The sequence below is a fragment of the Georgenia sp. Z1344 genome, assembly GCF_049856295.1.
Lineage (GTDB): Bacteria > Actinomycetota > Actinomycetes > Actinomycetales > Actinomycetaceae > JB111.
In genome coordinates this window covers 1-13,959 of record NZ_JBNDMZ010000001.1, presented here as the reverse complement: position 1 = coordinate 13,959, position 13,959 = coordinate 1, and the positions used below count along the sequence as shown (strand labels likewise).

12 protein-coding genes and 3 tRNA genes are annotated in these 13,959 nt (G+C 73.0%); 2 read left to right on the top strand and 13 right to left on the bottom strand.

Features of this window, described 5'->3' with window-relative positions; genetic code table 11:
* Window positions 1-24: 24 nt before the first annotated feature.
* The 7 genes from ACPYO6_RS00075 to leuC all read right to left on the bottom strand — a co-directional run bounded on the left by ACPYO6_RS00075 (window position 25) and on the right by leuC (window position 8,184).
* Window positions 25-630: a response regulator transcription factor gene (locus ACPYO6_RS00075; protein ID WP_425712839.1), complete on the bottom strand. Its 606-nt coding sequence runs from the start codon at window positions 628-630 to the stop codon at window positions 25-27.
* Window positions 627-2,063, bottom strand: coding sequence for a sensor histidine kinase (locus tag ACPYO6_RS00070; RefSeq protein ID WP_425712838.1), 1,437 nt, complete (start codon window positions 2,061-2,063; stop codon window positions 627-629). Before ACPYO6_RS00070 ends, ACPYO6_RS00075 begins: the two co-directional genes overlap by 4 nt.
* Window positions 2,064-2,184: 121 nt before the next feature.
* On the bottom strand, window positions 2,185-3,099 hold the full coding sequence (locus tag ACPYO6_RS00065; RefSeq protein ID WP_425712837.1) for an ABC transporter permease: 915 nt from the start codon (window positions 3,097-3,099) through the stop codon (window positions 2,185-2,187).
* A gap of 44 nt (window positions 3,100-3,143) precedes the next feature.
* Window positions 3,144-4,133: an ABC transporter ATP-binding protein gene (locus ACPYO6_RS00060; protein WP_425712836.1), complete on the bottom strand. Its 990-nt coding sequence runs from the start codon at window positions 4,131-4,133 to the stop codon at window positions 3,144-3,146.
* Between the two features lie 332 nt (window positions 4,134-4,465).
* Entirely contained in the window at window positions 4,466-5,785 is a 1,320-nt protein-coding gene (gene murA / locus ACPYO6_RS00055; RefSeq protein ID WP_425713186.1) for a UDP-N-acetylglucosamine 1-carboxyvinyltransferase, read from the bottom strand.
* Window positions 5,786-6,080: 295 nt separating this feature from the next.
* A complete protein-coding gene (gene leuD / locus ACPYO6_RS00050) occupies window positions 6,081-6,737 on the bottom strand; it encodes a 3-isopropylmalate dehydratase small subunit (RefSeq protein ID WP_425712835.1) in 657 nt (218 codons plus the stop codon).
* 13 nt (window positions 6,738-6,750) lie between these two features.
* Window positions 6,751-8,184, bottom strand: coding sequence for a 3-isopropylmalate dehydratase large subunit (leuC, locus tag ACPYO6_RS00045; RefSeq protein WP_425712834.1), 1,434 nt, complete (start codon window positions 8,182-8,184; stop codon window positions 6,751-6,753).
* Window positions 8,185-8,264: 80 nt separating this feature from the next.
* On the opposite strand from leuC, the gene ACPYO6_RS00040 reads away from it, so the two are divergent.
* A complete protein-coding gene (locus tag ACPYO6_RS00040; protein ID WP_425712833.1) occupies window positions 8,265-8,996 on the top strand; it encodes an IclR family transcriptional regulator in 732 nt (243 codons plus the stop codon).
* Between the two features lie 150 nt (window positions 8,997-9,146).
* Here ACPYO6_RS00040 and ACPYO6_RS00035 read toward each other — a convergent pair.
* The 5 genes from ACPYO6_RS00035 to ACPYO6_RS00015 all read right to left on the bottom strand — a co-directional run bounded on the left by ACPYO6_RS00035 (window position 9,147) and on the right by ACPYO6_RS00015 (window position 12,098).
* Window positions 9,147-9,219, bottom strand: a tRNA-Glu gene (locus ACPYO6_RS00035).
* Between the two features lie 122 nt (window positions 9,220-9,341).
* A tRNA-Glu gene (locus tag ACPYO6_RS00030) sits at window positions 9,342-9,414 on the bottom strand.
* A gap of 48 nt (window positions 9,415-9,462) precedes the next feature.
* Window positions 9,463-9,534: transfer RNA gene (locus ACPYO6_RS00025), tRNA-Gln, on the bottom strand.
* A 173-nt stretch (window positions 9,535-9,707) separates the two neighbouring features.
* Window positions 9,708-11,222 carry a glutamate--tRNA ligase gene (gene gltX / locus ACPYO6_RS00020; protein ID WP_425712832.1) on the bottom strand — a complete coding sequence of 505 codons (1,515 nt, stop codon included), beginning with the start codon at window positions 11,220-11,222 and terminating at the stop codon, window positions 9,708-9,710.
* A gap of 117 nt (window positions 11,223-11,339) precedes the next feature.
* Window positions 11,340-12,098 (bottom strand): fumarylacetoacetate hydrolase family protein, encoded by a 759-nt coding sequence (locus ACPYO6_RS00015; RefSeq protein ID WP_425712831.1) that lies wholly within the window; start codon window positions 12,096-12,098, stop codon window positions 11,340-11,342.
* 195 nt (window positions 12,099-12,293) lie between these two features.
* Here ACPYO6_RS00015 and ACPYO6_RS00010 point away from each other — a divergent pair, with 195 nt between their 5' ends.
* Complete coding sequence (locus tag ACPYO6_RS00010) at window positions 12,294-13,211, top strand: 3-methyladenine DNA glycosylase (RefSeq protein ID WP_425712830.1); 918 nt, start codon at window positions 12,294-12,296, stop codon at window positions 13,209-13,211.
* Window positions 13,212-13,266: 55 nt separating this feature from the next.
* Here the strand turns inward: ACPYO6_RS00010 and ACPYO6_RS00005 are convergent.
* Window positions 13,267-13,959: hypothetical protein (locus ACPYO6_RS00005; RefSeq protein WP_425712829.1), on the bottom strand; the 693-nt coding region annotated here is incomplete at its 5' end.

Below are 13,959 nucleotides of genomic sequence, written 5' to 3'. Positions count from 1 at the left end.
CGATGGTACGCGCGGCCCGGCCCCTCAGATCCAGCCGTGCTCGCGCGCCTTGTGCACCGCCTCGTGGCGGTTGGCGGCGTCGAGCTTGTGGGTGGCCGACGAGAGGTAGTTGCGCACGGTCCCGGTGGACAGGTGCGCGCGCTCGGCGATCTCCTCGACCGGGGCGCCCTGCGCGGCGAGCTCGAGGACATCGGCCTCGCGCGCGGTGAGCGGGGAGTCGCCCGCCCCGATGGCCTCGGCGGCGAGCTGCGGGTCGACGTACCGGCCGCCGTCGTGGACCTGCCGGACCACCTGGCCGAGCACGGTCGAGGACACCGTCTTCGGGAGGAACCCCGAGACGCCCGCGGACAGTGCGCGCTTGAGGTAGCCGGGCCGGCCGTGGCTCGTGACGATGATCGACCGGCAACCGGGGACCGCCCGCGCGATCTCCTCGGAGGCCTCGATGCCGTCGAGCCCGGGCATCTGGAGGTCGAGGACCGCCACGTCGGGCTCGTGCTTGCGCGCGGCGTCGAGCGCCTCCGTGCCCGAGGCGGCGACCGCCACCACGTCGATGTCGTCCTCGAGGCGCAGCAGCGAGGCGAGGGCGTCGCGGATGAGGGTCTCGTCGTCGGCGAGCAGGAGCCGGATCATCGGGCCACCTCCGTGGTGGTCGAGGGTGGGGCGGCGGGCGGAGCGGCACCGGCGGCCGCGCCGGTGGCGGGGTCGGCGCCGTCGGTCGCTCCCGGCTCGGGCGAGGGCGCGCTCGCGGCCGACGACGCCGCCTCCGCGGGCGAGCCCTGCCGTCCTGCGGCGTCGGCGGGGACGCGGGCGACGAGCACGAACCGCTCGCCGTCGCGCTCGGTCGTCAGCCGGCCGCCGACCCGGGCGAGGCGCTCCTCGAGGCCCGCGAGGCCGCTCCCCCGACGCCCGTCGGCGGCGGTGCCGTGGGGCGTCGCTCCGTCGGTGTCCGCCTCGTCCGCCCCGAGGGTGGCGCCGTCGTTGACGAGGGTGAGGACCGCGTCCCCGTCCTCGCGGGCGAGCGTGAGGGTGACCTCGCGGGCGGACGAGTGTCGGACGACGTTCGTCACGCCCTCCCGGACCACCCAGGCAAGGACGTCCTGCGCGACGGGCCCGACACCGTCGACGTCCCCGGTCATCGTGGTGACCGCGCCGGTCGAGCGCAGGAGCGAGCGGGCACCCTCGAGCTCGTCGGTGAGATTGACCGCGCGGTAGCCGGCGGCAACGGTGCGCACCTCGGCGAGCGCGTCGTGGGCGAGGTCGCGCACGCTCGTCATCTCCTCGGCCGCCTCCCCCCGGCCGCGGCGCGCGAGCTCGGCGGCGAGCTCGGACTTGACGGCGATCGCCGAGAGGGAGCGGCCCACGGTGTCGTGGAGGTCCCGGGAGAAGCGCAGCCGCTCCTCGGCGACGGCGAGCCTCCCCTCGACCTCGCGGGACTGCTCGAGGCGGCGCACCACCTCGACCATCCAGGCCGAGAGCCAGATCGAGGCGCCGAAGCCGAAGATGACGAGGCCGTCGGCGACCAGCACGACGAGCGCCTCGCGCCCGGCGGACGCGTCCGAGAGCAGCCGCACGACGCCGCTGAGGGCGGCCGCCGGGAGCACCGCCAGGGCCAGCGTCCGGAAGCTCCACCGCGCCCCGTAGGAGGCGAGCGCCGCCGTGATCGCCACGACGACGACGAAATCGCCGTCGCTCAACGGGTCCTCGGAGGTCGGGACGACCAGCACGGCGGCGACCACGAGGAGGGCGGTCGTCGCGACGAGCAGGACGAGCGTGGTGGCGCTCGACGTGCCCCGCCCGAGGCGCACCGACCAGGACTCGCGCGCGGCACGGACGTCCGCCAGCGCGTGCAGGACGCCGGCGCCCACGAGGACGACGATGGTCCAGGTCCGGGTGAGAGGGACCGGAGCATCCGACTCCGCGACGGTCACGCCCTCGGTGGCGGCGACGGAGGATCCGAAGGCGAAGAAGGGGACGATCCAGAGCAGGACCGCGATCGACCACCACGTGTACGCCTCGAACCGGGCGGCGTCGGTCGAGCTGCGCCAGCGGTCGAGCACCTTCATCGATCGTCCTTCCTCCGGGGTGGACAGTCTTCCAGGCCGGGCCCGCCACAGGTGGCGGACCCGGCCCGGAGGGTCGGCGGGTCGCGGTCGGTCGCTGGTCGGCGGCCGGCCGGCACCGCGGTCAGCGGCGCGGCTCGAACGGCATCTTCTTCGAGACGACGACGGCGAGGACCGCGATCCAGATGGCGAGGACGGCCGCGGGGCGGGCCGCGTGGGTGAAGGTCTCCATGAGGCTGAGCTCCTGTCCGGCCAGCGAGGTGCCCCCGAGGCCGATCGTGACGAGCTCCGTGATCGGCATGACCGGGAGGAGCTCGAGGACGGTGGCCGCGGTGTCGGGGAGGACCGACATCGGCACGAGCGCGCCGGAGATGACGAGGCCGACGAGCATCATCGGCATCGTGGTGAGCTGGGCGGACTCGGCGGTCCGGGTGACGATGGTCGTCACGTAGGCCAGCAGGGCGAAGACGATGGCGCCGAGGAGGACGCCGACGACGGCGACGAGCGGGTTGGTCAGCGCCGGCATCTCCATGCGGGTGGCGACCACGGCGAACGCGATGACGACCTGGGCGAGGAAGACCGCCGTGTTGGGGATCGCCAGGGCGGTGAGCACCTCCCAGGGCCGGGCGGTGCCGGAGACCTGCCGCTTGAGGGCGAGGGACTCGCGGCGGGCGACGGCCGCCGTCGTGAGGTTGAAGTAGATCGCCATGACGATGCCGAAGATCGCGAGCATGCCCAGCGCGCGCACGGACATCGAGGGGCCGGCGACGGACGCGATGTCCTCCCAGACGGGGAGGGTCGTCATCAGCAGCAGCATGGCCGGCGCCATGGCGATCGCGTAGAACGCGGCCACGGAGTTGCGGCGCAGGACCTTGAGCTCGGCGACGGCGAGGGAGGCGATGCGGCCGAGCGGGCCGGTGCGGCGCGGGGTCGCCGTGGGCGGCTCCTCCGCGCCGGCCGCGGGGCGGGGCCGCCCCGCGCCGTACGGGTTCTCGGCGGTGGCGCGGTCGGTCGTCGCGACGGACTGGTCGGTGGTCATGACGTTCTCCTGACGGTCGGTACGGTCGGTGGCGGCCCGGGCGCTCATGCGGCGGCCTGCTGGTCGAGCTCGGAGCCTGCGACGCCGAGGAAGACCTGCTCGAGCGAGGCGTGGCGGGCGTCGAGCCCCTCGATGCGGACGCCGGCGTCGGACGCGGCGGTCAGCAGCGCCGTGAGGGTGGCCTGGAGGTCGTGGGTCTCGAGGACCGTGCGGCCGCGCTCGTGGGCGGGGCGGGCGAGCAGGTGCGGCAGTCCGGCGACGGGCAGGTGCTCGGTGCCGGCGGTGGTGAAGGAGATCCGCTCCGGCTCGTCGGCGACGATGTCCGCGAGCGTGCCCTCCCTGACGATCTCGCCCTGGTGCATGATGGCGATCCGGTCGGCGAGGGACTCGGCCTCCTCGAGGTAGTGCGTGGTGAGGACGACGGTCGTCCCGCTCGCGAGCCGGGCGCGCACGAGGTCCCACAGGACGGCGCGCGACTGCGGGTCGAGGCCGGCGGTCGGCTCGTCGAGGAAGAGGAGCTCCGGGTCGCCCATGAGCGCGAGCGCGAGGTCGAGGCGGCGCCGCTCGCCGCCGGACAGGGACGGGACGCGGACGTCGAGGCGGTGGTCGAGCTCGACCATCGACAGCGCGGCCTCGGGCCCGATCGAGCTGGGCAGCGTGCCGTGCCACGAGCGGGCGGTGTCCATGACGGTGAGCTCGGCGACGAACCCGCCCTCCTGGAGCAGGACGCCGGTGCGGGGACGGATGCGGGCGCGGTCCTTGACGGGGTCGCCGCCGAGGACGGAGACGGTGCCGCCGCTCCTCCGGCCGAGGCCCTCGAGGACCTCGAGGGTGGAGGTCTTGCCGGCGCCGTTGGTGCCGAGCAGCGCGAACAGCTCGCCGCGGCGGACGGTGAGGTCGATGCCGCGCACGGCCTCGTAGGCGTCCTTGCCGGAGCCGTAGGACCGGCGCAGGTCGCGCGCCTCGATGACGGTGTCGGTCTCGGTGCCGGGGCCGGGTCGGTGGGGTGCCTGGGTGCTGGTCGTCGTCGTCATGGCATCCACGATGCCGCCGGTTACCCGCTCCCCCCAGTGCGTGCACTCACCGGCTCTCCTGGCCCCGTCACGGCCGCCCCATGAGGTTTGTCATCCCACCCCGTCGTCGAGATTGCGGTTCGTCGTCGTCGAGATTGCGGTTCGTCGTCGTCGAGATTGCGGTTGGTGCGCGCCGTGGTCTCGGTTCGTGCACCAACCGCAATCTCGATGAACCCCCGTGACGGCACCCGGCCACCGAACGACCCGACGCCGGAGCGCGAGGTGCGCTCCGGCGTCGGGCGGGGTGGTGCTTCGGGACCCGGAGGGGCCCGGCGGTGTCAGTCGGACATCGATCAGTCGGTCATCGAGGCGGCGGCGCCGAGGGCCTCGAGCTTGTCCATGAAGTGCTCGTACCCGCGGTTGATGAGCGTGATGCCGCTGACCCGGGAGGTGCCCTCGGCGGCGAGCGCCGCGATGAGGTGGGAGAAGCCGCCGCGCAGGTCGGGCACGACGATGTCGGCCGCCTTGAGCGGGGTCCGGCCGGAGATGACGGCCGAGTGGTAGAAGTTCCGCTGCCCGAACCGGCACTGCGAGCCGCCGAGGCAGTCGCGGTAGACCTGGATCTCGGCGCCCATGCCGCGCAGCGCCTCGGTGAAGCCGAACCGGTTCTCGTACACGGTCTCGTGGACGATCGACAGCCCCTCGGCCTGCGTGAGCGCCACGACGAGCGGCTGCTGCCAGTCCGTCATGAAGCCCGGGTGCACGGCCGTCTCGAGGACGATCGGCTGGAGGTCGCCGCCGGGGTGCCAGAAGCGGATGCCGTCGTCGCGGACGTCGAACGCGCCCCCGACCTTCCGGAAGGTGTTGAGGAAGGTCATCATCTCGGGCTGGGTCGCGCCCTTGACGAGGATGTCGCCGCCAGTGGCGAGCGCGGCGGAGGCCCAGGACGCGGCCTCGATGCGGTCGGAGAGGCTGTTGTGCCGGAAGCCCTCGAGGCGGTCGACGCCCTCGATGCGGATCGTGCGGTCGGTGTCGACCGAGATGATCGCGCCCATCTTCTGCAGGACGGCGATGAGGTCGAGGATCTCGGGCTCGGTCGCGGCGCCGCGCAGCTCGGTGCGACCCTCGGCGCGCACGGCGGTGAGCAGGGTCTGCTCGGTGGCGCCGACCGACGGGTAGGGCAGCTCGATGACGGAGCCCTTGAGGCCCTTCGGCGCCGTGATGGCGATGCCGGAGGGCTGCTTGTCCACGACCGCGCCGAACTCGCGCAGGATGTTGAGGTGGAAGTCGATCGGTCGGTCGCCGATGCGGCAGCCGCCGAGGTCCGGGATGAAGGCCTCGCCGAGGCGGTGCAGCAGCGGGCCGCAGAAGAGGATCGGGATCCGCGAGGACCCCGCGTGGGCGTCGATGTCCGCGACGTGCGCCGACTCGACGTTGCTCGGGTCCATCCGCAGGACGCCGGCCTCGTGGTCGTGCTCGATGCCGACCCCATGGATGCTCAGCAGGCCGGAGACGACCTCGACGTCGCGGATGTCGGGGACGTTGCGCAGCTCCGAGGGCGTCTCGCCGAGCAGCGCGGCCACCATCGCCTTGGAGACGAGATTCTTCGCGCCGCGGACCGTGATCTCGCCGCTCAGGGGCCGACCGCCCTCGATCGTCAGGACGTCGTTCATCGTCAGCAGGTCGCTCATCGAGCCTCCGATCCGTGCGCCGCGGGCGGTCGCCGGACGCGGTGGGCCCCTGGGCCAGCCGGGGGCGGTGCCGCGCACCGGTCGGCGCGTGACGCCGTTCAGGATACGTCGCGCCTCCCCCGGACCGCCGTGAGGGCACTCACGGGGCGTCGCGGGGAGAGAGCTCTCATCCCCGCCTCACGTCGGGACGGCGAGGACCGGGGCGTCCGACGACGACGAACGGCCGCCGGCGCGGGCGCCTCGTCGGGCGTCCCGCGCCGGTGCCGACCGACGCGGCTCAGCCGAGAGCGGCCTCCTCGCCGACCGGGCGGGCGAGCGTGACCTCGCCCGGGCCCAGCGTGCGGGCGGGCAGCGTCTTGGGGCGCCAGTCGGCGCGCGTCTGCTCGAACGCCTCGATGCTGTCCTCCTTCTGGAGGGTGAGCCCGATGTCGTCGAGGCCCTCCATCAGGCGCCAGCGGGTGTAGTCGTCGATCTGGAACGGCACGGTGACGTCGCCCGCGGTCGCCGTGCGCGACTCGAGGTCGACGGTCACGGGCGTGCCCGGCTCGGACTCGAGGATCTTGAACAGCACCTCGGCGTCCTCGGCGGCGAGCTGGCCGGCGACCAGGCCCTGCTTGCCGGAGTTGCCGCGGAAGATGTCGGCGAACTTCGTGGACAGCACCACGCGGAAGCCGTAGTCCTTGAGCGCCCAGACGGCGTGCTCGCGGGAGGAGCCGGTGCCGAAGTCCGGGCCGGCCACGAGCACGGACGCCCCGGCGTAGGCCGGCTGGTTGAGGACGAAGTCCGGGTCGCCGCGCCAGGCGGCGAACAGGGCGTCCTCGAAGCCGGTGCGGGTGACGCGCTTGAGGTAGACGGCCGGGATGATCTGGTCCGTGTCGACGTTGCTGCGCCGCAGCGGGACGCCGACCCCGGTGTGGGTGGTGAACTTCTCCATGGCGTGCTCCTCCTCAGGCGCCGGCGCCGACGGGCTCGGCGGCCGGCTCCAGGTCGGCGGGCGTGGACAGGGTGCCGCGGATCGCGGTGGCGGCGGCCACGAGCGGCGAGACGAGGTGGGTGCGGCCGCCCTTGCCCTGGCGTCCCTCGAAGTTGCGGTTCGAGGTCGACGCCGCGCGCTCGCCGGGGGCCAGCTGGTCGGGGTTCATGCCCAGGCACATCGAGCAGCCCGCGTTGCGCCACTCGGCGCCGAACTCGGCGAACACCTGGTCCAGGCCCTCGGCCTCGGCCTGGAGGCGGACCCGGGCCGAGCCCGGGACCACGAGGACCCGGACGTCGTCGGCCTTCTTCTTGCCCTTGATGACCTCGACGACGGAACGCAGGTCCTCGATCCGCCCGTTCGTGCACGAGCCGATGAACACCGTGTCGACGGCGATGTCCTTGAGCGGCGTGCCCGGGGTGAGCGCCATGTACTCCAGGGCGCGCTCGGCGGCCTTGCGGGAGTTCTCGTCGGCGATGTCCGCGGGGTCCGGGACGGCGCCGGAGATCGGCAGGCCCTGGCCGGGGTTCGTGCCCCACGTGACGAACGGCTCGAGGTCCGCGGCGCTGAGGGTGACCTCGGCGTCGAAGACCGCGTCGTCGTCCGTGCGCAGCGTCCTCCAGTGCTCGACGGCGGCGTCCCAGTCCGCGCCCTGCGGCGCGTGCGGGCGGCCCTTGACGTACTCGAAGGTCGTCTCGTCGGGGGCGATCATGCCCGCGCGGGCGCCGGCCTCGATCGACATGTTGCAGATCGTCATCCGCGCCTCCATGGAGAGCTTGCGGATCGCCTCGCCCCGGTACTCCAGGACGTAGCCCTGGCCGCCGCCGGTGCCGATCTTGGCGATGACGGCGAGGATGATGTCCTTCGACGTCGTCCCCGGTCGCAGCTCGCCCTCGACGTTGATCGCCATCGTCTTGAAGGGCGCGAGCGGGAGGGTCTGGGTGGCGAGGACGTGCTCGACCTCGGAGGTGCCGATGCCGAACGCGAGCGCCCCGAACGCGCCGTGGGTCGAGGTGTGCGAGTCGCCGCAGACCACGGTCATCCCGGGCATCGTGAGACCCAGCTGCGGGCCGACCACGTGGACGATGCCCTGCTCGGCGTCACCGAGCGAGTGGATCCGGACACCGAACTCCTCGGCGTTGGCGCGCAGCGTGTCGATCTGCTTGCGCGACGTGCGGTCGGCGATCGGCAGGTCGATGTTGACCGTGGGCGTGTTGTGGTCCTCGGTGGCGATCGTCAGGTCGGGGCGACGCACCTGGCGGCCGGCGAGCCGAAGGCCCTCGAAGGCCTGCGGGCTCGTCACCTCGTGCACGAGGTGGAGGTCGATGTAGAGGAGGTCGGGGGCGCCGTCCTCCCCGCGTGCCACCACGTGCTCCTGCCACACCTTCTCGGCGAGCGTGCCGCTCATCCGTACTCCTTCATCCGGTCCGAACCGCACGTCCGTCCAACGTGCGTGCATCTCAGGGGCTGAGATAGTAGTCTTGATCCATGGACAACTCTAGCGGAGTCGGCGTCCTTGACAAGGCCGCGGCAGTGCTCGCGGCCCTCGAGTCGGGGCCGGCCACCCTCGCCCAGCTCGTCGCTGCCACTCACCTCGCCCGCCCGACGGCGCACCGCCTCGCGGTCGCCCTCGAGTTCCACCGCCTCGTCTCGCGCGACATGCAGGGGCGGTTCGTGCTCGGCCCACGCCTCGGTGAGCTCGCGTCGGCCGCGGGCGAGGACCGGCTGCTCGCCGCGGCCGGCCCGGTGCTGCTCGCGCTGCGCGACCACACGAGCGAGTCGGCCCAGCTCTTCCGCCGGCAGGGCGAGCAGCGCATCTGCGTGGCCGCCGCCGACCGGCCGGTGGGCCTGCGCGACTCGATCCCCGTGGGCGCGACCCTGTCGATGCTCGCCGGCTCCGCCGCCCAGACGCTGCTCGCGTGGGAGGAGCCGGACCGGCTCCACCGCGGGCTGCACGGGGCCACCTTCACCGCGACGATGCTCTCCCAGGTCCGACGCCGGGGCTGGGCCCAGTCCGTCGGCGAGCGGGAGGCCGGGGTCGCCTCGGTGTCGGCGCCCGTACGCGGGCCGTCGGGGCGCGTGGTCGCCGCGGTGTCCGTCTCCGGGCCGATCGAGCGGATGGGCCGGCAGCCGGGCCGCCACTTCGCACCCGCCGTCATGGCCGCGGCGAACCGCCTGAGCGAGGTCGTGCGCACCACCGACGAGGACGCCGAGGAGTAGCCGCGTCGGGCCCGTCCCGTCCCGTCCCGGCCAGGCTCGGGACCGGTCCGACGACGAGCGCGCGGCCGGCACCCGGGTGGCCCGCCGGCGCGGCCGCGGCCGGGCATGACGACGGCCCCCGGACCATGTGGTCCGGGGGCCGTCGATCTGTACCCCCAGCGGGATTCGAACCCGCGCCGCCGCCGTGAGAGGGCGGTGTCCTAGGCCGCTAAACGATGGGGGCCTGCGATGTGCTGTTGTGTCCTGCGATCGTGCTGTGCGCCGCGGCGCCCGGGAGACATTACCGGACCGACGCCCCGCCGTCACCCGATGGGCTCCGACGTGCCGGTGAGGTCAGTCACCGTGTACCCCCAGCGGGATTCGAACCCGCGCCGCCGCCGTGAGAGGGCGGTGTCCTAGGCCGCTAAACGATGGGGGCCTGCCACCGAACGAGGCGGTGACGTCCGACGCCGGGGCGCCGGAGGAGCTGGGGTACCAGGACTCGAACCTAGAATAACTGGACCAGAACCAGTCGTGTTGCCAATTACACCATACCCCATGGGGGTAGTCGGTCGTCCGATGGTCAGCTTCCGGAGCACGCTCCGGGGCCGAACTCGCGACCTCGTACCGGCGTTGAACTTTACCCTCTTCAACCGGGTCGTCCAACCGGATCGGGCCTCCGGTGAGGGACCTCACGACCCCGACGTGACGCCGGTCCCCCGCCGGTCCGTCCTACTCCCCCAGCTGCCCGGCGAGCCGGTCGATCCGCGCGAGCGTCTCGTCGCTCCCGAGGATCTCCATCGACTCGAACAGCGGCGGGGAGACCTGACGCCCGGTGACGGCCACGCGCAGCGGACCGAACGCGTGGCGCGGCTTGATCCCCAGTCCCTCGACGACAGCGGCCCGCAGCGCGGCCTCGATGTTCGCCGTCGTGAACCCGTCCGCGGGAAGCGCCGCGAGGGCCTCGCGGCCCGAGGCGAGGACGGACGGCGCGGTGTCGGCGAGCTTGCCGACGGCCTTCTCGTCGTAGGTGAGGTCGGCGCCGTCGACGAAGAGGAAGCCGGCCATGTCGGTGACCTCGCCGAGCACCTGCATGCGGGTCTGCACGAGCGGGGCGACGGCGTCGAGGATCTCGCGCTCGCGGTCGGTCAGCGCCTCGTAGGAGTCCGCTGCCACGAACCCGCCGGAGTGCAGGAACGGCACGAGCCGGCGCGCGAGGTCGCCGACCTCGAGGCGGCGTACGTGCTCGGCGTTGATGGCGGTGGCCTTGTCGTTGTCGAAGCGCGCCGGGTTGGCCAGGACGTCGCGGATGTCGAAGGCGGCGACCATCTCCTCGCGCGTGAACAGGTCGTTGTCCGGCGCGATCGACCAGCCGAGCAGGGCGAGGTAGTTGAGCAGGCCCTCGGGGATCATCCCGCGCTCGCGGTGGAGGAAGAGGTTGGACTCGGGGTCGCGCTTGGAGAGCTTCTTGTTGCCCTCCCCCATGACGTAGGGCAGGTGCCCGAACTCCGGGACCTGGGCCGAGACGCCGAGCTCGGCGAGCGCGCGGTGCAGCGCGATCTGCCGCGGGGTCGAGGAGAGGATGTCCTCGCCGCGCAGGACGTGGGTGATGCCCATGAGCGCGTCGTCGACGGGGTTGACGAGCGTGTAGAGCGGCTGCCCGTTGGCCCGCACGACGACGAAGTCCGGCACCGACCCGGCCGTGAACGTGATCTCGCCGCGGACGAGGTCGTCGAAGGTGATGTCCTCGGCCGGCATCCGCATCCGCAGGGACGGTTCCCGGCCCTCGGCGCGGAACGCGGCCACCTGGTCGTCGGTGAGGTCGCGGTCGAAATTGTCGTAGCCGAGCTTGGGGTCACGCCCGGCCGCGCGGTGACGGGCCTCGACCTCCTCCGGCGTCGAGAAGGACTCGTAGAGGTAGCCGGCCGCACGCAGCTGCTCGATGACGCCCGCGTGGATCTCGCCGCGCTCGGACTGCCGGTAGGGGCCGTGCGGGCCGCCGACCTCGACGCCCTCGTCCCAGTCGAGGCCGAGCCAGCGCATCGTGTCGATGAGCTGGTCGTAGCTCTCCTGGCTGTCGCGCGCCGCGTCGGTGTCCTCGATGCGGAAGACGAACGTGCCGCCGGTGTGCCGCGCCCAGGCCCAGTTGAACAGGGCGGTGCGCACGAGGCCCACGTGGGGCGTGCCGGTCGGGGACGGGCAGAAGCGGACGCGGACGTCGGGGCGCGGGGCGGCAGTGTCAGTCATGGTGCGCCCAGGGTAGTCGGGCGCCCGGTCGGTCTCGGGTCCGGTCCGAGCGCGGCCGGGGCCCGGTCCGGGCTCGGTCCGAGCGCGGTCAGTCCCGGGCCCGCGCGGGCGCCGCGGTCAGTCCCGGCGCAGGATCGGGTTCGTGAACGACCCGATGCCGTCGACCTCGACCTCGACCCGCTGCCCCTCGGTGACGATCCCGTTGCCGGCGGGCGTCCCGGTGAGCACGACGTCGCCCGGCAGGAGCGTGAAGACCTCCGAGACCTGGGCGACGATCTCCCGCACCGTCGAGACGAGCTGCGAGGTGCGGCCGTCCTGGGTGAGCCCGCCGTCGACCCGCGCGCGCACGGCGAGGTCGTCCGGCTCGAGGTCGAGCGCGAGGTACGGGCCGATCGGCGTCGACGTGTCCCAGGCCTTCGCCCGCGTCCACGACGTGCCCGGGGCGAGCTGGTCCTTCGCCGTGTAGTCGTTGGCGGCGGTGTACCCGAAGATGATCTCGTCGGCGCGCTCGACGGGCACGTCCTTGCCCATCCGGCCGATGACCACGGCGAGCTCGGCCTCGTACCAGACCTCGCTGCTCCACCGCGGCAGCACCACCGGGTCGTCGGGGCCGATGACGGAGGTGTTGGGCTTGATGAACAGCACCGGCTCCGGGTCCGGCATCTCGTCGGTGCGGTAGCTGCGGGCGAGGCCGATGACCTTCGAGCGCGGGATGACCGGCGAGAGCAGCCGGGCCGAGTCGAGCGGGACCCGCTCCCCCGTCGTGTCGAACCCGGCGAACAGCGGGTCGGACTTGAGGACCACGAGCTCGGCGGAGTCCTCGTCGAGGACGCCGTAGCGGGGGTTGCCGTCGGTGACGAAGCGGGCGATGCGCATGCCCCGATCCTATGGCTCGCCGAGATTGCGGTTCGTGCTCGTCGAGATTGCGGTTGGGAGCAGCCCCGGTGGTCGAGAGTGCGGTTCAGGCCCACCACGGATGGTCGAGAGTGCGGCTCAGGGCGGCGGCCACCCACGGAACGCGCGGTTCGTCGTCGTCGGGGGCGGTGAGGTGACCTGCCTACCCTGGGCGACGTGCGACTGACGGCGAGGAACTGGCGGGCGCGCGCCGCCGAGCACGCCGCGCGCGCGGACGCGTTCACCGCCGGCCATCGCGCTCGGCGCTCGCGCCACGAGAAGCACGCGGTCGAGGACTTCCTCTACGAGTACTACCCGTTCAAGCCGGGCAAGGCACGTCGGTGGCACCCCGGGGTCGGGGTGGAGCTCCTGCCCGACGACGACGCGCACCCCGCCGATGCCCACCCCGCGGGCGAGGGCGCGGAATCGGTCGCCGACCTCGACGAGCGCTCCGCCTGGCGCTGGCACCGCCGCACCGAGGACGGCGGCGTGACCCTGGACGTGCCCGCGTTCGTGGCCGACCGCGGCGACGGCGTGCGGTGGGTCGACCAGCTGCTGCGCCGCACGGCCGGCCGGGCGCCCACCCTCGGCTGCTTCGGCTGGCACGAGTGGGCGATGGTCTACCGGCAGGAACGGCACCGGCACCCGCTACCGCTGCGGCTCGGGCAGGCGGCCACGGACGCCGCGGTCGAGTCGGCGACGATCCGCTGCAGCCACTTCGATGCGTACCGGTTCTTCACGCCCGACGCCGAACCCCTCAACACCCTCACGCCCACCCGTGAGCGACAGATCGAGCTCGACCAGCCCGGCTGCCTGCACGTCAACATGGACCTGCTGCGGTGGTGCCTCACGCTGGGGCCCGCGGTCCCCGGCGAGCTGCTGCTCGACTGCGCCGATCTCGCCCTCGACGTGCGGCGGCTCGACATGGCCGCGGCGCCGTACGACGTGTCGGGCTACGGGCTTGCGCCGGTGCGCATCGAGGAGCCCGCCGGGAGGGCGGAGTATGCGCGCCGGCAGAAGGAGATGGCGGTGCGGGCGGCGCCGCTGCGGGAGCGACTCATCGAGGTGACGAGCGCGCTTCTCGCAGACGAGTGAGCGCCGCCCGGACCGTGGTCCGGGCGGCGCTCACTCGCCATCAGCTGGTGATCGGTCAGCGGCGGATGCCGACGGTGTCGGTGCCGTTGCCGTCCCAGTCGCCGACGAAGACCTCGTCACCGGAGCGGCCGTAGTCCTGCTCGATCTCGGCGTTGACCGCCGTGAGCGAGTTCGAGACGAAGAACGTGATCCCACGCCGCACCGCGAACGTGTCGACCGCGTCACCGTCCCAGTCACCGACGTACACCTCGTCCGTGGCCCGGCCGTAGGCGAGCTCGGAGTCCGCGTTCCCACCGGTGAGCGAGTTGGCGATGAAGTACCGGTTCCCCCGACGCACCGTGAACGTGTCGATCGCGTCGCCGTCGTAGTCACCCACGAGGACGGCGTCGGGGGCGCGGCCGTAGTCCAGCTCGGTCTCCGCGTCCCCGGACTCCAGGGTGTTGGACACGAAGTAGCTGTTCCCCCGGCGCACGGCGAAGGTGTCCACGCCGTCACCGTCCCAGTCACCCACGAGCACCGTGTCGCTCGCCCGGCCGTAGTCGAGCTCGACGTCCGCGTTCCCGCCGTACAGCGAGTTGGACAGGAAGTAGCTGTTCCCGCGACGGACCGCGAGCGAGTCGCTCCCGTCACCGTCCCAGTCACCCACGAGCACCTCGTCACCGACCCGGCCGAAGGAGAACTCGTGCTCCGCGACCGCGTCCCAGCCGTCGTTGAGGTAGAACCCACGCCCCGGAGTCGGCGGCACCGG

Coding starts and splice junctions, on each gene's coding strand:
- ACPYO6_RS00065 (WP_425712837.1), bottom strand. CDS start 3,099: ATGACCACCGACCAGTCCGTCGCGACGACCGACCGCGCCACCGCCGAG.
- ACPYO6_RS00070 (WP_425712838.1), bottom strand. CDS start 2,063: ATGAAGGTGCTCGACCGCTGGCGCAGCTCGACCGACGCCGCCCGGTTC.
- ACPYO6_RS00060 (WP_425712836.1), bottom strand. CDS start 4,133: ATGACGACGACGACCAGCACCCAGGCACCCCACCGACCCGGCCCCGGC.
- gltX (WP_425712832.1), bottom strand. CDS start 11,222: ATGACTGACACTGCCGCCCCGCGCCCCGACGTCCGCGTCCGCTTCTGC.
- leuC (WP_425712834.1), bottom strand. CDS start 8,184: ATGAGCGGCACGCTCGCCGAGAAGGTGTGGCAGGAGCACGTGGTGGCA.
- ACPYO6_RS00075 (WP_425712839.1), bottom strand. CDS start 630: ATGATCCGGCTCCTGCTCGCCGACGACGAGACCCTCATCCGCGACGCC.
- leuD (WP_425712835.1), bottom strand. CDS start 6,737: ATGGAGAAGTTCACCACCCACACCGGGGTCGGCGTCCCGCTGCGGCGC.
- ACPYO6_RS00015 (WP_425712831.1), bottom strand. CDS start 12,098: ATGCGCATCGCCCGCTTCGTCACCGACGGCAACCCCCGCTACGGCGTC.
- murA (WP_425713186.1), bottom strand. CDS start 5,785: ATGAACGACGTCCTGACGATCGAGGGCGGTCGGCCCCTGAGCGGCGAG.
- ACPYO6_RS00040 (WP_425712833.1), top strand. CDS start 8,265: ATGGACAACTCTAGCGGAGTCGGCGTCCTTGACAAGGCCGCGGCAGTG.